The sequence below is a fragment of the Izhakiella australiensis genome (assembly GCF_002006995.1).
GTDB classification, from domain to species: Bacteria; Pseudomonadota; Gammaproteobacteria; order Enterobacterales; family Enterobacteriaceae; genus Izhakiella; species Izhakiella australiensis.
On the sequence record NZ_MRUL01000003.1, the window covers coordinates 237546 to 258862 of the forward strand.

The following is a 21317-nucleotide window of genomic DNA, read 5'->3' on the forward strand; positions in this document are numbered from 1 at the left end:
CGTTTTTTCGGCCAAAAGGAGTCCGGATTTATGATTTTCATCCTGAAAAAAGCAATTGGCGGGCTGCTACTGCCACTGCCGCTGTTGCTTATGGTGATGGGAGTCGGACTTTTTTTACTTTGGCGCGGCCGCTGGCTACAAGCGGGCAAAATGCTGGTTTCTGTTGGCTGGCTCTGTTTGCTTTTGCTCAGTCTGCAGCCCGTCGCCGACGGCCTGCTGCGTCCGCTGGAAGATAAATACCCGACGTGGCGTAATCAGCAGCCGGTGCAATACGTGGTAGTACTCGGCGGCGGCTATACATGGAACCCTGACTGGGCGCCCGGTTCAAATCTGATCAACAACAGCCTGCCGCGCGTTACCGAAGGGATTCGTCTGTGGCGGGAAAATCCGGGCGCAAAGCTAATATTTACCGGCGCGGCGGCACAAAACAATCCGATGAGCTCGGCGCAGGTTGCAGCGCTGGTTGCGCAATCGCTGGGCGTACCCGCCGACGCGATCATCATGCTGGATAAACCACGCGACACGCATCAGGAAGCCACTGCGGTCGCCCAGCGCATCGGTAAGGCGCCGTTTTTGCTGGTAACCTCGGCTAACCATTTACCACGGGCGATGCATTTTTTCCGCCAGCAGGGTCTTAACCCACTGCCTGCGCCGGCCAACCAGCTGGCGATCGATTCGCCGCTTACCCCCTGGGAGCGGGCGCTCCCCTCCTCGCTGTGGTTAGGACACAGCGAGCGCGCATGGTATGAAACCCTGGGACGCCTATGGCAGGATCTCACTACCGACGACGCCGCTGTCTCCGAGCCAGGGCAACAGTGACTGGCTGGCGTGGTCAAAGCGCGCCCGATCAAGGCAGCCGGTATGAACCAGGTGGTCAATACTTTCCCACAGTACATACAGCCAGCGACGCCAGAGAAACCCTTCATCGACCGGCGCATGGCTGAAATAGCGCGTCAGCAATTCGCTGGCGGCGCCAGGTTCCCAGAGGCGACACACATCAAACTCGCGCGGCGCCCATAAAACGGTGCCTGGATTAACCATCGCCAGCAGCTGATCGGTACGTGGAACTTTCAGAATATGGCGCAGCGTCAGATTGCCATGCACCAGCACGCAGGGATCATCGAAATCGTCAAAAAAAGCGTCCGCCTGCTGCCGCGTGCGGTATAGCAGCTGGCGATCGTCCATGGTCAGCATCGGCGGTCGTAAGTAGTTGAGCGTGGCCCACAGCACTTCAATTCGCTGCAGATACCAGCGCGCCCAGTGATTTTCCTGGGTGCTATCCACCGTACCCACCAGCCCGTGGCTGTCAATCCGGTGCCAGCTTAGCAGCGCTTCAACTATCTGCTCCTGCAGCTCGCTCCACTGCTGCGCATTGCGCGCCGGTGCTTCAATCGACATGCCGCCGAGGCGCTCAACCAGCAGGGTCTCATGCAGCGGCTTTCGATGGCTGAGCACGACGCCAAACACCGCCGGCACCCGCACTTTACCATCCCGCGCCAGCATCGAGAGCTTATAGGCTTCCTGAGCGGCAATACCCGGCTGGCTGAAACATTTCGCCACCAGCGGCATCGCATTGCCGCTGCGATCGTAGAGCGTATAAAGGCTGGCCCAGGGATGCTCGCTGATGCATTCAACCCGACTAACGGTTTCACCCAGCACCAGCGCCAGCTCGGATTGCAACTGTTGATTTTCCATTCCGTCCCCCCTCACGACTTGTCTTTGTGTGGGATGACCGGCGCACACTCTTTTCGCGTCGGCGCAAAAACTCGACTCCCTGCGGGATCGGCGCGAGGCAACCATGCCCCCGCAAGAGACTTACTGCATAGCGGCACGCACGCGCTGTAAATCTTCCGGCGTATCAACGCCAACGCTGGGAATCGCCCGGGCCACATCAACGTGAATTTTCTCGCCGTACCACAGCACCCGCAACTGCTCCAGCAGCTCAATCTGCTCCAGCGGGCTCGGCGCCCAGCTTACGTAGCGGCGAATAAATCCCGCCTGGTAGGCATAAATGCCGATATGGCGTAAAAAGTAATCGCCAATGGTCTCTTTCGACTGGCTGAACCTTTCACGTTCCCAGGGTATCGTTGCGCGCGAAAAGTAGAGGGCAAACCCCTGCGCATCGCGAACAACCTTCACCGCGTTAGGATTAAAAGCTTCTTCCGCATCCCCGATGGGTACCGCCAGCGTTGCCATGCCGGCACCGCAGCGCCGCAGGTTTTCCGCAACCTGATGAATAATCACCGGCGGGATCAGCGGTTCATCGCCCTGGACGTTAACCACGATGGTGTCATCTGAGAAATTATAGCGCTCGACAACTTCCGCAATACGTTCGGTGCCGGAATGATGATCCGCCCGGGTCATACAGACCTCACCGCCCGCCGCCGTTATCACACTGGCAACGTCAGGATGATCGGTAGCCACAATAACGCGCCCGGCGCCCGACTCCAGCGCGCGCTCCATGACGTGGACAATCATCGGCTTACCGTGAATATCAACCAGCGGTTTTCCCGGCAGTCTGGTTGAGGCAAAACGCGCGGGAATAACGGCAACAAAACTCATGAGTGGCTCTCTTCCAACGTCAGGGTCCGGGCTTCACTTTCCAGTAAAACCGGAATCCCGTCACGGACCGGATAGGCAAGGCCGTCCGGCTTGCAAATCAGCTCCTGCTGCTCTTTATTGTAATAAAGCTTGCCATTACATACCGGGCAGGCAACGATTTCCAGTAAACGATGATCCATATATCCTCCGTTGTGGCCTGGGTAATCAAGGCCGACAGCTTAGCATAACCGGCTCTGACCCAGCTATGGCGTCAGTCAATCTGCCAGTGTGAAGCCATACGCCCGGCCAGCCCGTCGGGCAGCTTTGCTATCCCAACGCGATTCGCCCCTTGCCAGGCGGCAAAGCGGCTTAGCGTCCGTTGCAGATCGGCAATAAAGCGCTCGCTAATCCTGACGCCGGCCTCCAGCCATATTTCATGAACCTGTAAACAGGCATTTTTACGATCCATCCGGGCATCAAGGCGGCCTTTCAGGCTGCCCCTGTGCAACAGCGGCAGCACAAAATAGCCATACTGGCGCTTCGCCGCCGGGGTATAGCATTCCAGACGGTAGTCAAAATCAAACAGCGCCTGCGCCCGGCGGCGATCCCAGACTACCGGATCAAAAGGCGATAGCAGCGCGGTGTGGGTGGATGCTGGCACAGCGCTTAACGCTGACGCCAGCGAGGCATCCAGATAAAGCGTTCCAAGACGCTCCACCTCAACCTTTTCGACTTCGCCTTGCTCTTGCCAGACAGCCAGCTGCGCCGCAACCGGCGCACGCTTCAGGCGGTAATAATCCGCCAGCCATTCAGGACGAAAGATCCCCAGACTGCGTGCGCTATTGCGCAGCATATGCCGCACGGCCTCATCTTCACTCAGCCCGTGCAGTGCGTCATCCCACGCCGGGAGTACGCGCTGACGTAAATCATAAATACGCTGAAAATTATGGCGCCCTACCACCATCAGTTCGCCGGCGCTGAATAAATTCTCCAGATGGCGCTTATAGGGTTTCCATGACCACCAGCCGGGCTTGCTCTTTGGCGGCGCGGCAAAGTCAGCGGAGCGCACCGGGCCATTCTGTTCAATATGCGCCATCAGCTCAGCAATTTCCTGCCGGTGCTCAGTCATCCACTGGTGATTGTATTTCCAGCCCAGAGCCTGCGGGTTCAGCATACGGTGACGCAGCAGCGGATAATCGTCGGCAGGAATGAAGCAGGCCTCATGGGCCCAGTATTCAAACAGCGCGCCCTCGGACAGTGCCTGCTCCAGCCATGAAGCGGGATGACCGCCAATGCGGCTAAATAGCACCAGCCAGGGGCTGCGCGCCACGACGTGAATGGTATCAATCTGCAGCAGCGACATTTGACGGATCGCCGTCAGCAGATCCTCAAAGCGCGCTTTGCGCGTGGGTGAGCGCGACAATCCCTGCGCCATCAGGTGAAGATTCCTGGCCTCCGCCAGAGAAAGGGACGAAAATGCCATGCTGCTATCCTGTTCGGGCGCGCGAGTGCAGTGAGCGCAGGGAACGTTTAGTGGGGCTGTCGCAGTCGGAGGATCTCGCCAGTCAAATCCTGGCCTCGTTGGTCGAGCTGCGCATCCACCGGTAAATACCACCAGTTATCGTCAGCAAAAGCCCGGGCCTTCACCGCATCTTTTTCCGTCATCAGTAAAGATTCATTCGCCGCCGCCAGCGAAGCAAGCAGCGCCGCATCATAATGCTGATGATCGGCAAAAGCGACTTCACGCCGCGGCGCAACGCCAAGCTGGCGCAGAGTGGCAAAGAAACGCGGAGGATGGCCGATACCGGCTATCGCCACCACATTTTGTAGACTGGCGGCAGGCCGCTGCTCGCCTGAACGCAGATTGATTGCCAGACCTGGGGTCAACGTCATACGGATTTCATCCGCGCCAGCATCGCCGCCGTTCACCACCCGGGCATTAACCTGCTTAAGGCGCGAGGCCCGCTCGCGCATTGGCCCTGCCGGCAGCCACCAGCCATTACCAAAGCGGCGTTCGCCGTCGATCACCACCAGTTCGTAATCACGCGCGAGGGCGTAATGTTGCAGGCCATCATCGGTGATGATGATGTCGATTTCACCCGTCGCCGTCAGCGCGCGCACGGCGTCAACCCGACGCGGCGCAACGGCCACCGCCGCCCCGGTACGTTGCCATATCAGCACCGGCTCATCGCCCGCCTGCGCGGTGGTTGTCGTCGCATCCAGCAATAGCGGGTAATGCTCCGCTTTGCCGCCATAGCCGCGTGAAACCACCCCTACGCGCAGGCCGGCTTGCTGCAGCCGCGTGACCAGCCAGATAACCAGCGGCGTTTTACCGTTGCCGCCAGCGGTCAGGTTACCGACCACCACCACCGGCACTGGCGCGCGCCATACTTTGCGCCAGCCCCGCTGGTAGCTAAGGCGAATTAAATTACTGATCAGGCCGTAGAGCAGGCTGAACGGCCATAGCAGCAGCCAGAGAGGCGATTCACCGCTCCAGATGCGCGCTATCATTGACCAAACTGCATTTTGTGTAGCTGCGCGTAAGCGCCATTTTGTTCCAGCAGCACCTTGTGAGTACCCCGCTCAACGATGCGCCCATCTTCAATGACCGCGATTTCATCCGCTTTCTCAATGGTTGACAGACGGTGAGCAATAACCAAAGCGGTACGATTTTTTTGTAGTTCATCCAGCGCCGCCTGAATGGCGCGTTCAGATTCAGTATCCAGCGCCGACGTTGCTTCGTCGAGGATCAGAATCGGGCTGTCGCGCAGCAGGGCGCGGGCGATGGCGATACGCTGACGCTGGCCGCCGGACAGCAGCACGCCGTTTTCGCCAATCATGGTATCCAGCCCATTATCCATCTTCGAGATAAAATCCATGGCATAGGCCATGCGCGCTGCGTGCTCAATCTGCTCGCGCGTGTAATTCTCTTCACGCGCATAAGCGATATTGTTGGCGATAGTGTCATTAAACAAATGCACGTTCTGCGATACCAGCGCCACCTGATTGCGCAGCGACGCTAAGGTATATTCCCGCAGTTCGTGGCCATCGATCAGGATCTCGCCCTGCTGAATATCGTAAAAGCGCGTCAGCAGGCTGGCGATAGTGGATTTACCCGATCCTGAACGGCCAACCAGCGCCAGCGTTTTACCTCTAGGGATGGTGAGGCTGATATTGTGCAATGCTGGCGCCTCGCGCCCGGGATAGGCGAAAGTGACGTTCTTAAACTCAACGTCGCCCTCGGCGCGTTCGATAACGCGCTGCCCTGCATCAGTTTCCTGCTCACCGTCCAGAATGGAAAACAAGGTCTGGCAGGCCGCCATGCCGCGCTGAAACTGCGCATTAACGTTGGTTAATGATTTCAACGGGCGCATCAGGGCAATCATTGAGGAGAAAACCACGGTGATGGTTCCCGCCGTCAGGGTATCCATTACGGAAGGGAAGCTGGCGGCATACAGGACAAATGCCAGCGCCAGCGAGGCGATTAGCTGAATAATCGGATCGGAGATGGATGACGCTGAAACCAGCTTCATCCCCTGCTGACGCATGCGGTTACTGACCTTTTCAAAACGACGCGTTTCCACATCCTGACCACCAAAAATCAGCACTTCTTTGTGGCCCTTCAACATCTGCTCGGCGCTGGTAGTCACCTGCCCCATGGTGTTTTGCATATTTTTGCTGATGTTACGAAAGCGCTTAGAGACCGAACGAATGGCAAATGACACGATCGGCGCCAGCAGAATCAGAATCAATGAAAGCTGCCAGCTGTAATAAAACATTAAGATAAACAGGCCGATAATCGAGGCCCCTTCTCGTACCACGGTGACCAGCGTACCTGAAGAAGACGAAGCAACCTGCTCTGAATCATAGGTAATACGCGAAAGCAGCGTGCCGGTCGATTGCTGATCGAAGAAGGATACCGGCATGCCCATCATATGACTAAACAGGCGACGGCGCATGGTCATCACCACGTTACCTGATACCCACGACAAGCAATAACTCGATATGTAGCTGGTGATCCCGCGCATCAGCATCAGGCCAATTACAACCAGCGGCATCCATATCAGCACGGAGTTATTCGCTTTGCCAAAGCCATCATCCAGCAGCGGCTTTAACAGGGAAATCATCAGCGCATCGCCCGCCGCATTAATCACCAGGGCGACAGCTGACACTATCAGCCCGGTTCTGTACGGTGCGATCATTGGCCACAGTCGGCGAAAGGTCTGCCAGGTGGTAAGGTCTTTATCCAAATGCATTATTTAACCGCTTTAATTGAAATAGCCGCTCATTCTACCTGGAATCACGCGGCGCGCCAAACCACTGATGATACCATCTGGGCATTATTTGTTCCCTGAATCCACTGATTGTCCAATGATTAGGATAAAATTTAACGCTTATCTGGCCTGATTTTGCCGTATCCCACCACTGATAATGATTGTCAGCATAGCGCTTCACAACCGCTTTAGCCGGCAGTCGCCAGGGATTATAGCGCGAGGTTGATGCCAGCGCGGCCTGACCGGCGATGGCACGCAGCCAGGGAGGCGACGAAGACGTGCGGCTGCCATGATGCCCGACCTGCAAAATGTTTGCCTGTAACGCGCTTCTGTCAAAGCCGAGAAGCCGGTACTCCGCACGCGCTTCCAGGTCGCCGGTCAGCAGTATGCGCCAGTGTCCATCGCTGACGCTGATGGTGCAGGAGTGATTATTCCCTTCGCCTTTATCATTTTTCAATGGCCAGAGCACCCTGAAGGTTAGCCCCTGCCATTGCCAGAGATTGCCGCGATCGCAGGACAATCTTTCCGCCGGGCCAAAGTGGCTGCGTACCGGCACCGTTGGCCAGCGCTGCAGCAGGCTGTCGAGGCCGCCGACATGATCAAGATGTGCATGGCTCAAAATGATCAGCTCAGGGCGCAGATTATGCCACTGCAGCCAGGGAATAATGACGCTTCTCCCCATATCACCGCCCGGCCAGCGCTTTCCCGTATCGTAAATCACCGCCCGCTGACCGCGTGAAATCACCACGGACAGCCCGTGACCGACATCCAGCATATCCATCCGCCACAGGGGACGTGGGCCATTAAGGCGCCACATACAGAGCGCGGCCATCAGCGCCAGCAGGCTGGCAACCTGCCCACGCCAGAGGGCAAACCGCCAGGCGGCCAGCAGCAGCCATATGCCAGGCGTGAGCCAGCACTGCGTTTCCGATAAGGTAAACCAGCCAGTGGGGATACGCTGCAATGGCCAGAAAACCACAACCAAACTCCAGTCAGCCAGCCACCAGAAGAAATGCGCCAGTGAATTGAACGGTGACAGACAAACGGCCATCAGGCTTAGCGGCACCGACACCAGGGATACCAGCGGTACGGCCCACAGATTAGCAAACAGCGCGCTGAGGCTAAAACCATGAAACATCATCGCCTGTACCGGCAACATCAACAGCAGCATCCCCAGCTGTAAATGCAGCAAATGTAGCCAGCCCCAGTACCATTTGCGTGGGATGCAGGCAGGCATTGGCGCCAGGCGATACCAGAGTAAAAGCCCGCCGACCGCCACAACGGAGAGAATCAGGCTGTCGGAAAGTATGCTTATCGGATCGGTAAACAGCAGCAACGCCAGGCAAATAATCCAGACCTGAACGCTACGACAGTGCCAGCCAGCAAGGCGCAGTAAATTCCAGCACAAGAGCGCCAGAATGGCGCGCATTACCGGTGGGTTTATACCGGCCAGCCAGCAGTAGGCGATCGCCACGCCGATGCCAATAAGCAGCGGCATTTTGAAGCCTATTTTTGCCGCCGGAAGGAAAAACTGCAGCCGACGGCCTAACAACCAGCCTGCAGCGGCGGCAAAACTAATGTGCAAACCGGAAATCGCGATCAAATGCATAATCCCGGTTTCCCGCAACAGCTGGTTTGTCGCGCTGTCGATACCGCTGCGGTCGCTGAAAGTTAGCGCGTCGAGAATTCCGCCCCATTTCATTTCTTTGGTATGGCGCTGGGCAATCGCAATCAGCCGCGCACGATAGCCACAGGCGCTATCTAACGGCGTGGCATGCAATATCCGTCCCTGCAGAGGGTTACCGTTTGCCAGCCGGAAACGCTGGCTGTCAAATCCGCCTTCATTAAGCCAGCCATGCACCGGCCGCAGTTTTAGCGTCATTAGCCAGCGCTGGCCGCTGCAAAAGTCAGCCAGGCGGCTTGCAGGTGGATATATTTGCGCCCGCAGCGCAGGAAACTGCGGCTGATGATTAATCCGGTCGAGACTTATCTGCACCATGTTCCTGCCGGGCTGAACATCGGTAACCGTCACCGCAGCGCTCACGCTGCCGGTGGTGATCGCATCAATACGCGTTAGCAGGCGCTTGCCGTGCCCGGTGGCCCAGCAAAAAAGCAGCAGCAGCAGGCCGGCATACCACATCCAGCGCCAGGACAGTCGCAGTAGCAATAATCCAAGGCAGGCGCACAAAGTCAGGAATTCAGCGCCAGGAAGCGCGGGAAGGAACGCCAGCGGCAGCGTTGCCAGAATGGCTATCCCGGCCAGTTGAGTTAAGGTGACGACCATATTTTCTCCCTTTGGTCAGGAGAAAAGTATGCCTTGCCCCGCAGCGCCTGTGGTCAGCGACATCAACACCATGCGCGCCAACGCGCAAAACTTTGCACTTTGGCATGCAATTTCATCGCCGACGGAAAGGCAAAAAAAAACGACACCGAAGTGTCGCTTTTAGTCAATCTCAGACTTAGCCGTAGATATTTGCCCGATCCCGTAGCTCTTTACCCGGCTTGAAGTGGGGAACGTATTTACCTTCCAGGTCCACTTTGTCGCCCGTTTTCGGATTACGTCCGGTACGAGGAGCACGGTAGTGCAAAGAGAAACTGCCAAATCCGCGGATTTCAATGCGTTCGCCTTCTGACAACGTCGTTGCCATATGCTCAAGCATTTCTTTCACCGCATCCTCAACGACTTTCGCCGGAATATGAGTCTGCTGGCCTGCAAGTCTTTCAATCAGTTCTGACTTGGTCATAAATCCTCCGGTTGATCCTTTTGGCATAGAGTTTAGCAATTACCAACGACTTCAGGGTGGCGGCTCACCGCCACCCTACAGGCTGTGATTACTCGCCTTTAGCTGCCTTGAACGCTTCAGCCATTGCGTTAGAGAAGTTGCCTTCTTCCTGCTTAGTATTATTCACAGTCGCGATGGCATCTTTCTCATCAGCTTCGTCTTTAGCACGGACAGACAGGCTGACTACGCGGTTTTTGCGATCAACGCCAGTGAATTTCGCTTCAACTTCATCACCCACGTTCAGGACCTGAGTTGCATCTTCGATGCGGTCACGTGAAGCTTCAGAAGCGCGCAGGTAACCCTCTACGCCGTCAGCTAATTCTACTGTAGCACCTTTCGAGTCAACTGCTGTGACTTTACCAGTAACAATGACACCTTTCTTGTTCAGAGAGATGTAGTTGTTGAACGGGTCTTCTGCCAGCTGTTTAACACCGAGAGAGATACGCTCGCGCTCTGCGTCAACCTGCAGAACCACAGCGGCGATTTCGTCGCCTTTCTTGTACTCGCGTACGGCTTCTTCGCCGGTAGCGTTCCAGGAAATGTCAGACAGGTGCACCAGACCGTCGATACCGCCGTCCAGGCCGATGAAGATACCAAAGTCAGTGATTGACTTGATTTTACCTTCAACGCGATCGCCTTTGTTGTGGGTCTCAGCAAACTGCTGCCACGGGTTGGCTTTGCACTGCTTGAGGCCCAGGGAGATACGGCGACGCTCTTCGTCGATATCCAGAACCATAACTTCAACAACATCACCGACGTTAACCACTTTAGACGGATGAATGTTCTTGTTAGTCCAGTCCATTTCAGACACGTGAACCAGACCTTCAACGCCTTCTTCGATTTCTACGAAGCAGCCGTAGTCAGTCAGATTGGTCACGCGACCGGTCAGGCGGGTGCCTTCCGGGTAACGCTTAGCGATAGCGACCCACGGATCTTCGCCCAGCTGTTTCAGGCCGAGAGAAACACGAGTACGCTCGCGGTCGAACTTCAGCACTTTAACAGTGATTTCGTCGCCCACGTTGACGATTTCGCTCGGATGCTTAACGCGTTTCCACGCCATATCGGTGATGTGCAGCAGGCCATCGACGCCGCCCAGATCAACGAACGCACCGTAGTCGGTAAGGTTCTTAACGATACCTTTAACTTCCATGCCTTCCTGCAGGTTTTCCAGCAGCTGATCGCGTTCTGCACTGTTTTCAGATTCGATAACAGCACGACGGGATACCACAACGTTGTTGCGCTTCTGGTCGAGCTTGATAACTTTAAATTCCAGCTCTTTACCTTCCAGGTGCAGGGTATCACGCACCGGACGTACGTCTACCAGTGAACCCGGCAGGAATGCACGAATGCCGTTCAGCTCAACAGTGAAGCCGCCCTTGACTTTGCCGTTGATTACGCCAGTAACGGTTGCCGCTTCTTCGTAAGCTTTTTCCAGCATCAGCCACGCTTCGTGGCGTTTTGCTTTCTCACGAGAGAGCTGAGTCTCACCGAAGCCGTCTTCTACTGCGTCCAGTGCAACGTCAACTTCGTCACCAACCTGGATTTCCAGTTCGCCCTGGGCGTTTTTGAACTGCTCAGCCGGAATGGCAGACTCAGATTTCAGGCCAGCATCAACCAGCACGACATCTTTGTCGATAGCAACAACAACGCCACGCACGATAGAACCCGGGCGGGTTTCGATTTCTTTCAGGGACTCTTCAAAGAGTTGAGCAAAAGATTCAGTCATATTGATAATCTTCAGGATTCTTCAATTTAACGTCCACCTGTCTTCATGACGGATGGGGTTGTTTCACATACCTGCAAACATCCTGTCAGCAGGGGCACTACGAATTTAAGCCGAAGGAAGCGCCAGCTTTTCACGCGCATAATTGAGCGCATTTTCAATCACCCGCTCAATGCTCATGCTGGTTGAATCCAGCACTAGCGCATCCGTCGCGGGGACCAGCGGCGCGATAGCGCGATTACGATCGCGATCATCGCGTTCCTTTATCTCGGCTAAAAGGCGCTCAAAGTTAACACTAAAGCCCTTCTCCTGCAACTGTAGCATACGGCGGCGGGCGCGCTCTTCTGAGCTGGCATCGAGGAAAATTTTTACCGGCGCATCAGGAAAAACCACCGTTCCCATATCCCGACCGTCGGCGATCAGACCTGGCGCCTCGCGAAAAGCGCGCTGGCGCCGGAGCAACGCCTCTCTCACCCGGGGGAAAACGGCGACTTTCGAGGCGGTATTGCTGACCTCCTGAGAGCGGATCTCCGAGGTAACGTCCTCGCCCTCAAGAATGACGCGGGTATCTCCGTCATTGACCACGAAACGCACGTCAAGGTGCGCCGCTACCGGCACCAGAGCATCTTCGACGCTGATATCAATATGATGATGCAGCGCAGCCAGCGCGAGCACGCGATAAATGGCGCCGGAATCAAGCAGGTGCCAGGATAATGCCTCCGCCATGGCTTTACACAGCGTTCCTTTACCTGCACCGCTTGGGCCATCAATGGTTATCACCGGGGTTGTTGATATCATTCACTCTCTCCTGTCGGTGTTAAGCCTGCTTTATTTGTTTTGTGGCTAAGACAGGTGCGCATTATACGCAGCTCTAAGATGAATAGTTACCCCCCGCTGCGCCAGCCAGGTAAATATAAAGTACTTTCAGGAAAAAGCCGCCGGCATGGCGCGCCGGCAGCAATTATCAGGCGGGCCTGCTGATGCGGGCGAACTGCTCAAAATAGTCAGGAAAGGTTTTCGCCGTACAGCCAGGATCGAGGATGGTAACCGGCGTAGCAGATAACGCCACCAGCGAGAAACACATCGCCATGCGGTGGTCGTTGTAAGTGCCGATCTCCGCTACCTTCAGCGTCGCCGGAGGCGTGATGCGAATGTAATCTTCGCCCTCCTCAACCTCGGCGCCGACCTTACGCAGCTCGGTGGCCATTGCCGTCAGGCGATCGGTTTCCTTTACCCGCCAGTTGTAAATGTTACGCATGGTCGTTGTACCGTCAGCGAACAGCGCGGTGGTTGCGATGGTCATGGCCGCATCAGGAATATGATTCATATCCATATCTATCGCTTTTAGCTCACCGCGCGAACAGGCAATGTAATCATCCGCCCATTCAATGGTCGCGCCCATTTTTTCCAGCACGTCGGCAAAGCGGATATCGCCCTGCACGCTGCCTTTGCCGATGCCGGTGACTTTAACCGTACCGCCCCTTATAGCAGCAGCGGCCAGAAAATAGGAGGCTGACGAGGCATCGCCTTCCACCAGATATTGTCCCGGCGACTGATAATGCTGGCCGCCTTTAATGCGAAATACCCGATAGCCGTCGTTTTCAACCTCAACGGAGAAAGCCTTCATCAGGTGCAGGGTAATATCAATGTAGGGTTTGGATACCAACTCGCCCTTGATGCTAATCGCCGTATCTTCCGCCGCCAGCGGCGCTGTCATTAACAGAGCGGTCAGGAACTGGCTGGAAACTGAACCATCAACCTCAACGCTGCCGCCGCTAAAACCGCCGCGCAGCCTCAGTGGTGGATAATTTTCCTGCTCAAGGTAGTCAATCTGCGCGCCGCCCTGGCGTAAGGCATCAACCAGATGCCCGATCGGCCGCTCTTTCATCCGCGGTTCGCCGGTCAGAACGATATCGTTGTTGCCGAGACAAAGCGCGGCCGCCAGCGGCCGCATCGCGGTTCCGGCATTGCCCAAAAAGAGCTCTTGCGCGCTGGCGCTGTGCAATGGCCCGTCAACACCGATGACTTCGCAGGTACGGCGATCTTCCGAAAGGCGATACTTCACCCCCAGACCGGCCAGCGCATTCAGCATGTGGCGCACATCATCGCTGTCTAACAGATTAGTCAGACGCGTGGTGCCGGAGGCCATAGCAGCAAGCAGCAATGCGCGATTAGACACGCTTTTCGATCCCGGCAGATTAACGGTGCCGTCAATCCGGGAAACAGGTTGTAACGTCAGGGAGTCCTGCATGTGAAACGTATTCTCCAACAATAAAAGCGCTGAAGCGACAAAACCTGTGCTCCAGCGCCGTCATAGCATAATGCGGTTGTAAACTATGTTAACGCTCAGCCGTGGCGGCGTTCAAAGTCAGCCATAAAATCAGTCAGCGCTTTTACGCCTTCCAGCGGCATCGCATTATAAATGGATGCACGCATACCGCCGACAACGCGATGCCCTTTCAGCGCATGCAGTCCGGCCTTCAGTGATTCAGCCAGGAACAGGCTATCAAGCGATGCATCAGCCAGTTGAAAAGGCACGTTCATGCGCGAACGGTTGGCGATGGCAACATCATTGCGGTAAAAATCGCTGCTGTCGATAACACCATACAGTAAATCCGCCTTTGCCTGATTGCGCTTGTCCAGCTCGGCGACGCCGCCCTGCTCTTTGAGCCATTTAAATACCAGCCCGGAAAGGTACCAGGCAAAGGTCGGCGGGGTATTAAACATTGAATCATTTTCGCTTAATACCTGATAGTCGAGGATCGATGGCAGCTCCTGGCGCGCTTTACCAAGCAGATCGTCACGCACCACCACCACCGTCAACCCGGCGGGACCGATATTTTTCTGCGCGCCGGCATAGATAACACCGTAGCGGTTAATGTCAATCGGACGTGAAAGCAGCGTGGAGGAGAAATCGGCGACAACCACTTTATCGCCAAAATCAGGCTGTTCTTCGATAGCAATGCCATCGATGGTTTCGTTGGGACAAAAATGAACGTAAGCGGCGTCGTCTTGCAGCTGCCATTTGCTCATTGGCACGATCGCACGCTTTCCGTCGACGGTGGTTTTGGCGTCAATCACGTTAGGCGAACAGTATTTTTTCGCCTCTTTGATCGCGCTGGCCGCCCAGTAGCCGCCATCGACGTAATCCGCAGTGGTATTATCGCCAAGCAGGTTGAGAGGTACCGCGGCAAACTGTGCGCGGGCGCCTCCGTGACAAAATAGCACCTTGTAGTTTGAGGGGACCTTCAGCAAATCGCGAAAGTCCTTCTCCGCTTCTTCGGCAACCTGAATAAACTCCTTGCTGCGGTGGCTGATTTCCATCACTGAGGTGCCGGAGCCCTGCCAGTTGCAGAGTTCCTGTTCAGCACGACGCAGCACTTCTACCGGCAGCATTGCCGGGCCGGAGCTAAAATTGAAAACCTGACTCATTTCCCCTCACCACTCGTTATCAATTAATCTACTTGTTATACCCGGTTTTAACACCCCGCCCCTGACGCTGCAATGACTTATCCGCTAAGCAGACCAGTTTTTCGCGCTGGCCCGCAGATGAAAATGCCGGCAATTTCCCCTGGCGCGCGATTTTATTAACCTCGCGGCGTCTGAAAACCGGTGTCATCGCCACAGCCCGGGCGCAGCCTTAGTCGAAGCTCATAAAATGTCAGCGCAACGGATAGCGATAACCCGCAAAACACCGTATGATTGCGCGCTTTCCGCACAGTTAATTATAGTGGGCCGTCATGACGCAAACGTATATTCCGGGCAAAGATGCCGCGCTGGAAGATTCAATCTCTCGCTTTCAGCAAAAACTTCAGGATCTTGGCTTTCATATAGAGGAAGCATCCTGGCTGAATCCCGTACCTAACGTCTGGTCGGTGCATATCCGCGACCGTGACTGCCCGCTTTGCTTTACCAACGGCAAAGGCGCCAGCAAAAAGGCGGCGCTGGCCTCCGCGCTTGGCGAATACTTTGAGCGTCTTTCCACCAACTATTTTTTTGCAGACTTCTGGCTCGGCGAGACAATAGCAAATGGCGACTTTGTTCATTATCCAAATGAAAAATGGTTCCCGCTGCCCGACGACGACAGCCTGCCGCAAGGTATTTTGGACCAGTCTCTGCGCCATTTTTACGATCCGGAAAATGAGTTAACCGCCAGCGCCCTGATTGACTTGCAGTCCGGCAATAACAAACGCGGCATCTGCGCATTGCCATTTGTACGCCAGTCAGACCAGCAAACGGTGTACATTCCAATGAACATTATTGGAAACCTGTACGTTTCCAACGGAATGTCGGCGGGCAATAGCCGTAATGAAGCGCGGGTACAGGGTTTATCAGAAGTATTTGAGCGTTACATCAAGAATCGCATTATCGCCGAAGCAATCAGTCTTCCGGCGATTCCGCAGGCCACGCTGGGTCGCTATCCCGCCGTGGTTGAAGCCATCGATAAGCTTGAAGCGGAAGGTTTTCCAATATTTGCTTATGACGCTTCGCTGGGCGGTAAATATCCGGTTATTTGCGTGGTGCTTTTCAATCCGACCAACGGCACCTGCTTTGCCTCTTTCGGCGCCCATCCTGACTTTGGCGTTGCCCTTGAGCGTACCGTAACTGAATTACTGCAGGGCCGCAGTCTGAAAGATCTGGATGTGTTTACCCCGCCGACTTTTGACGATGAAGAAGTGGCAGAACACGCAAATCTGGAAACTCACTTTATTGACTCCAGTGGTTCCATCTCCTGGGATCTGTTTAAAGATGAGGCGGATTATGCCTTTGTCGACTGGCGCTTTGACGGCACCACCGAAGAAGAATTCGCCACGCTGATGGCCATCTTTCAGGCCGAGGGTAAAGAAGTCTATATCGCGGACTACGAACATCTGGGCGTTTACGCCTGCCGTATTCTGGTGCCGGGCATGTCAGATATTTACCCTGCCGAAGACCTGCTGTTGGCAAACAACAATATGGGAGCCGGCCTGCGTGAAACCCTGCTTGCGCTGCCGGACAGCCGCTGGAAGGCGCAGGACTATCTGGCGCTGATTGAACGCCTTGATGACGAAGGCTACGATGATTTTACCCGCGTTCGCGAACTGCTGGGCCTCGCAACCGGTAAAGATAATGGCTGGTTTACGCTGCGTATTGGCGAGCTGAAATCAATGCTGGCGCTGGCCGGCGGCGATCTGGATCAGGCGCTGATTTGGGCCGAATGGACGATGGAGTTTAATAGTTCGCTCTTTACGCCGGAGCGCGCCAACTATTACCGCTGCTTGCAAACGCTGCTGCTGCTGGCCATGGAAGAAGATCGCTCGCCAGAGCAGTATCAGCATGCCTTTACCCGCATGTACGGACAGCAGGCGCTTGAGGCGGCCAGCGCCGCCCTCAGCGGTGCATCGCCCTTTTATGGTCTACAGGCCGTAGATGCAGATTTAACCTCCTTCCCGGCACACCAGTCGCTGCTGCAGGCTTATGAAAAGCTTCAGCAGGCTAAACGCCATTTCGGAAAGTGATCGATTAATGGCTACCTGCGGGTAGCCATTTTCCCATAACCAAATTGTAACCTTTTGGATCCTCCATGCCGCCATTGTTCAATTAAATGGCAACACTCACTCTGTAATCTCTACATATCACCCACCCGGGCAGCCGTTTGCGCTGGTCTTTTTCAAAAAAAATTATATAAATTAAAATTATTTTTTATAATAAAATTCAACAAGTTATACAGATTTAAGCCCAGAACAGGCGCGATATAAGGTCAACTGGTCAGGCCAATATGATCCAGGTCAAATTACTGCCTATAATGGTTTGTTAGTATTTATTTATTGACAAATATTGGGAGACCGTTGGTGTGAAAGCTGACAACCCGTTTAATTTGCTGATGCCCGCCGAGATGGCAAAAGTGGCTGAAGACGCAGGCGTTTATAAGGCGACTAAGCACCCTTTTACGACCTTTTTCCTCGCCATTACCGCTGGTGTCTTTATCTCCATTGCCTTTGTTTTTTATCTCACCGCCACCACGGGAACGGAATCGATGCCTTTTGGTATCGCCAAACTCACAGGCGGCCTCTGTTTCTCCCTTGGCCTGATGCTGGTCGTGGTGTGCGGTGCAGACCTTTTTACCTCCACGGTGCTTATCGTGGTGGCTAAAGCCAGCGGCCGCATTAGCTGGTCGCAATTGATTCGCAACTGGATTAACGTTTACATCGGTAACCTTTGCGGCGCGCTGTTTTTCGTCGCCCTGATGTGGTTCTCCAGCGAGCATATGACCGCCAACGGCGCCTGGGGCGTAAACTTATTGAAGACGGTTGACCATAAGCTGCATCACACCTTTATCGAGGCGGTTTGCCTTGGCATCCTGGCAAACCTGATGGTTTGTCTCGCCGTCTGGATGAGTTATTCCGGCAGAACCTTACTGGATAAAATGATTGCCATGGTGCTGCCCGTTGCGATGTTTGTTGCCAGCGGTTTCGAACACAGTATCGCCAATATGTTTCTGATCCCGCTTGGCATTGTGGTTAAAAATTTTGCTTCCGCTGATTTCTGGCATATGACGGGCTTAACTGCGGCGCAGTTCCCGCAGATGAACGTCGCTGATTTTATTGTCAACAACCTGATTCCGGTCACCATCGGTAACATCATAGGCGGCGGGCTGCTGGTCGGCCTTACCTATTGGGTGATATATCTACGTGAATCTGACCAGCATTAATCATGCGTAATTAATTCACCTCCTGTCAGCAACGGGAGGCATCAGGAAAAATTTTACATCATAAGGTAGGTAATATTATGACCGAGTTGAATGAAAAAATGTCGGCTGCATGGCGTACTTTTCACCAGGGCGAATGGCAGAACGGCATCAATGTTCGTGACTTTATCCAGAAAAACTATGCGCCTTATGAAGGAGATGAAGCCTTTCTGAGCGGCGCCACCAGCGCGACTAGCGAGCTGTGGGATCGCGTGATGGACGGCATTAAAATCGAAAACCGCACCCATGCGCCAGTCGATTTTGATACCAGTCTCGCCTCAACGATCACCTCGCACGATGCTGGCTACATCAATAAAAAGCTGGAAAAAATCGTTGGTCTTCAGACTGAAGCGCCGCTGAAGCGCGCCATCATTCCGTTCGGCGGCATCAAAATGGTCGAGGGCTCCTGCAAAGCTTACGACCGCGAGCTGGACCCATCGCTGAAGAAAATTTTTAGCGAGTACCGTAAAACCCATAACCAGGGTGTATTTGATGTTTATACCCCGGACATTCTGCGCTGCCGTAAATCTGGCGTGCTGACCGGCCTGCCGGATGCTTACGGACGCGGCCGCATTATCGGTGACTATCGTCGCGTTGCGCTGTACGGCATCGATTACCTGATGAAAGACAAGCTGGCGCAGTTTACCTCGCTGCAGCAGGATCTGGAAAACGGGGTAAACCTGGAAGCCACGATCCGCCTGCGTGAAGAGATTTCAGACCAGTACCATGCGCTGAATCAGATTAAACAAATGGCCGCTAAATACGGCTGCGACATTTCCGGTCCGGCGACTAACGCTCAGGAAGCCGTGCAGTGGGTATATTTCGGTTACCTGGCCGCCGTTAAATCGCAAAACGGCGCCGCGATGTCTTTCGGCCGCGTTTCAACCTTCCTCGATATTTACTTCGAACGCGATATGAAAGACGGCAAGCTGAGCGAAGAACAGGCTCAGGAGCTGATCGACCATCTGGTAATGAAGCTGCGTATGGTGCGCTTCCTGCGTACGCCTGAGTATGATGAACTGTTCTCCGGTGACCCGATCTGGGCAACGGAATCCCTGGCCGGTATGGGACTGGATGGTCGTACGCTGGTTACTAAAAATAGCTTCCGCTTCCTGAACACCCTGTACACCATGGGGCCGTCACCTGAACCCAACATGACCATTTTGTGGTCAGAAAAACTGCCGGTTAACTTCAAACGCTACGCGGCTAAAGTCTCAATCGACACCTCATCGTTACAGTATGAAAATGACGATCTGATGCGTCCTGACTTTAATAACGATGACTACGCCATCGCCTGCTGCGTCAGCCCGATGATTGTTGGCAAACAAATGCAGTTCTTCGGCGCGCGCGCCAACCTGGCGAAAACCATGCTGTACGCGATTAACGGCGGCGTGGATGAGAAGCTGAAAATGCAGGTCGGTCCGAAAGAAGCACCAATCACCGATGACGTGCTGAATTTCGATACCGTGATGGCGCGGATGGATCATTTCATGGACTGGCTGGCGAAACAGTACGTCACCGCACTGAACATCATCCACTACATGCATGACAAATACAGCTACGAAGCTTCACTGATGGCGCTGCATGACCGCGATGTCTATCGCACGATGGCGTGCGGTATCGCCGGCCTGTCCGTCGCTGCCGACTCGCTGTCTGCTATCAAGTATGCCAAAGTTAAACCCATCCGTGATGCTGATGGCCTGGCAGTCGACTTTGAAATTGAAGGCGAATATCCGCAGTTCGGTAACAACGATTCGCGCGTTGATGATTTGGCCTGTGACTTAGTCGAACGCTTTATGAAGAAAATTCAGAAGCTGACTACCTATCGCGGAGCCGTACCTACTCAATCCGTGCTTACCATTACTTCCAATGTGGTTTATGGTAAGAAAACAGGTAATACGCCTGATGGCCGTCGCGCAGGCGCGCCTTTCGGACCGGGCGCTAACCCCATGCACGGCCGCGATCAGAAAGGCGCAGTTGCCTCTCTTACCTCCGTGGCTAAGCTGCCGTTTGCCTATGCGAAAGATGGTATTTCTTATACCTTCTCTATTATTCCAAACGCACTGGGTAAAGACGATAATGTTCGCCGCACCAACCTGGCGGGTCTGATGGATGGTTACTTCCATCACGAAGCGAATATGGAAGGCGGTCAGCATTTAAACGTTAACGTGATGAACCGTGAAATGCTGCTTGATGCGATGGATCACCCGGAAAACTACCCGCAGTTGACCATTCGCGTATCGGGCTATGCGGTGCGCTTTAACTCGCTGACCAAAGAGCAACAGCAGGACGTCATCACGCGTACCTTTACTCAGACCATGTAAGGTCGGACAGTAGAAGGAACCATGAGGAAAAGGCTCCCTGCGGGAGCCTTTTTATTCAAGTCAGATTTGCTGGCCCTCTAGCGCGGGAGGCAAGCAAATCTCACTTCACGCAGCTGAGAAACTGCACCCCGCCCGTCGGGGCTATTATGGAGAGAACATCGCAATGTCTGTCAAAGGTCGCATTCACTCGTTTGAATCCTGTGGAACCGTAGATGGTCCGGGAATTCGCTTTATCACATTTTTTCAGGGATGCCTGATGCGCTGCCTTTACTGCCACAACCGCGATACCTGGGACACCCACGGCGGCCGCGAAGTGACGGTAGAGGACTTGATGAAAGATGTGGTTTCATATCGCCACTTTATGAACGCCTCCGGCGGCGGCGTAACCGCGTCGGGCGGCGAGGCCATCTTGCAGGCGGAATTCGTACGCGACTGGTTTCGTGCCTGTAAGGCTGAAGGGATTAATACCTGTCTTGATACTAACGGCTTCGTACGCCGCTACGATCCGGTTATCGACGAACTGCTGGAGGTAACGGACCTGGTCATGCTTGACCTGAAGCAGATCAATGATGATGTCCATCAGATCCTTGTCGGCGTATCTAACCATCGCACGCTGGATTTCGCCCGCTATCTGGCGAAAAAGAACATCCGCACCTGGATTCGTTTTGTCGTCGTGCCGGGCTATTCCGATGATGATGATTCCGCTCATCGGCTGGGCGCTTTTACCAAAGATATGCAGAATGTTGAAAAAATTGAGCTGTTACCCTATCACGAGCTGGGCAAGCACAAATGGATAGCGATGGGCGAGGAGTACAAGCTTGATGGGGTTCATCCCCCAAAAGCGGAGACCATGGAGCGGGTTAAAAATATTCTCGCCAGCTACGGCCACGAGGTCATGTACTAAGCGGGCGGCAAAAAAATAACCGTAAAAAAAAGGCGACCAGG

17 protein-coding genes are annotated in these 21317 nt (G+C 54.6%); 5 read left to right on the top strand and 12 right to left on the bottom strand.

Annotation, left to right across the window (positions count from 1 at the left end):
• Positions 1–30 precede the first annotated feature (30 nt).
• Positions 31–819 carry an envelope biogenesis factor ElyC gene (elyC, locus tag BTJ39_RS07190; RefSeq protein WP_078001984.1) on the top strand — a complete coding sequence of 263 codons (789 nt, stop codon included), beginning with the start codon at positions 31–33 and terminating at the stop codon, positions 817–819.
• Here the strand turns inward: elyC and BTJ39_RS07195 are convergent.
• The 12 genes from BTJ39_RS07195 to serC form a co-directional block, all read right to left on the bottom strand.
• Positions 763–1695, bottom strand: a complete 933-nt coding sequence (locus tag BTJ39_RS07195; protein WP_078001985.1) for a YcbJ family phosphotransferase — start codon at positions 1693–1695, stop codon at positions 763–765. The genes elyC and BTJ39_RS07195 overlap by 57 nt on opposite strands.
• 120 nt (positions 1696–1815) lie before the next feature.
• Positions 1816–2562, bottom strand: a complete 747-nt coding sequence (gene kdsB, locus BTJ39_RS07200) for a 3-deoxy-manno-octulosonate cytidylyltransferase (RefSeq protein ID WP_078001986.1) — start codon at positions 2560–2562, stop codon at positions 1816–1818.
• The gene (locus tag BTJ39_RS07205; protein WP_078001987.1) at positions 2559–2741 is read right to left on the bottom strand and encodes a Trm112 family protein; all 183 of its coding nucleotides are present in this window, start codon (positions 2739–2741) and stop codon (positions 2559–2561) included. Before BTJ39_RS07205 ends, kdsB begins: the two co-directional genes overlap by 4 nt.
• A 71-nt stretch (positions 2742–2812) precedes the next feature.
• On the bottom strand, positions 2813–4024 hold the full coding sequence (locus BTJ39_RS07210; RefSeq protein WP_078001988.1) for a winged helix-turn-helix domain-containing protein: 1212 nt from the start codon (positions 4022–4024) through the stop codon (positions 2813–2815).
• A 47-nt stretch (positions 4025–4071) separates the two neighbouring features.
• Positions 4072–5052, bottom strand: a complete 981-nt coding sequence (gene lpxK / locus BTJ39_RS07215) for a tetraacyldisaccharide 4'-kinase (protein WP_078001989.1) — start codon at positions 5050–5052, stop codon at positions 4072–4074.
• A complete protein-coding gene (gene msbA, locus BTJ39_RS07220) occupies positions 5049–6797 on the bottom strand; it encodes a lipid A ABC transporter ATP-binding protein/permease MsbA (RefSeq protein ID WP_078001990.1) in 1749 nt (582 codons plus the stop codon). Before msbA ends, lpxK begins: the two co-directional genes overlap by 4 nt.
• A gap of 34 nt (positions 6798–6831) precedes the next feature.
• The gene (locus tag BTJ39_RS07225) at positions 6832–9099 is read right to left on the bottom strand and encodes a DNA internalization-related competence protein ComEC/Rec2 (protein WP_078001991.1); all 2268 of its coding nucleotides are present in this window, start codon (positions 9097–9099) and stop codon (positions 6832–6834) included.
• A gap of 175 nt (positions 9100–9274) precedes the next feature.
• Positions 9275–9559, bottom strand: a complete 285-nt coding sequence (gene ihfB / locus BTJ39_RS07230; RefSeq protein ID WP_078001992.1) for an integration host factor subunit beta — start codon at positions 9557–9559, stop codon at positions 9275–9277.
• 88 nt (positions 9560–9647) lie between these two features.
• Positions 9648–11324, bottom strand: a complete 1677-nt coding sequence (rpsA, locus tag BTJ39_RS07235; RefSeq protein WP_078001993.1) for a 30S ribosomal protein S1 — start codon at positions 11322–11324, stop codon at positions 9648–9650.
• Positions 11325–11429: 105 nt separating this feature from the next.
• Complete coding sequence (cmk, locus tag BTJ39_RS07240; RefSeq protein ID WP_078001994.1) at positions 11430–12119, bottom strand: (d)CMP kinase; 690 nt, start codon at positions 12117–12119, stop codon at positions 11430–11432.
• A 166-nt stretch (positions 12120–12285) separates the two neighbouring features.
• A complete protein-coding gene (aroA, locus tag BTJ39_RS07245; RefSeq protein ID WP_078001995.1) occupies positions 12286–13572 on the bottom strand; it encodes a 3-phosphoshikimate 1-carboxyvinyltransferase in 1287 nt (428 codons plus the stop codon).
• Positions 13573–13667: 95 nt separating this feature from the next.
• Positions 13668–14753: a 3-phosphoserine/phosphohydroxythreonine transaminase gene (serC, locus tag BTJ39_RS07250; RefSeq protein ID WP_078001996.1), complete on the bottom strand. Its 1086-nt coding sequence runs from the start codon at positions 14751–14753 to the stop codon at positions 13668–13670.
• Positions 14754–15061: 308 nt separating this feature from the next.
• Here serC and ycaO point away from each other — a divergent pair, with 308 nt between their 5' ends.
• The 4 genes from ycaO (at position 15062) to pflA (ending at position 21276) form a co-directional block, all read left to right on the top strand.
• Positions 15062–16819: a 30S ribosomal protein S12 methylthiotransferase accessory factor YcaO gene (gene ycaO / locus BTJ39_RS07255; protein ID WP_078001997.1), complete on the top strand. Its 1758-nt coding sequence runs from the start codon at positions 15062–15064 to the stop codon at positions 16817–16819.
• Between the two features lie 335 nt (positions 16820–17154).
• Positions 17155–18012, top strand: a complete 858-nt coding sequence (focA, locus tag BTJ39_RS07260) for a formate transporter FocA (protein WP_078001998.1) — start codon at positions 17155–17157, stop codon at positions 18010–18012.
• 77 nt (positions 18013–18089) lie between these two features.
• Positions 18090–20372 carry a formate C-acetyltransferase gene (gene pflB, locus BTJ39_RS07265; RefSeq protein WP_078001999.1) on the top strand — a complete coding sequence of 761 codons (2283 nt, stop codon included), beginning with the start codon at positions 18090–18092 and terminating at the stop codon, positions 20370–20372.
• 163 nt (positions 20373–20535) lie between these two features.
• A complete protein-coding gene (pflA, locus tag BTJ39_RS07270; RefSeq protein WP_078002000.1) occupies positions 20536–21276 on the top strand; it encodes a pyruvate formate lyase 1-activating protein in 741 nt (246 codons plus the stop codon).
• Positions 21277–21317: the final 41 nt, after the last annotated feature.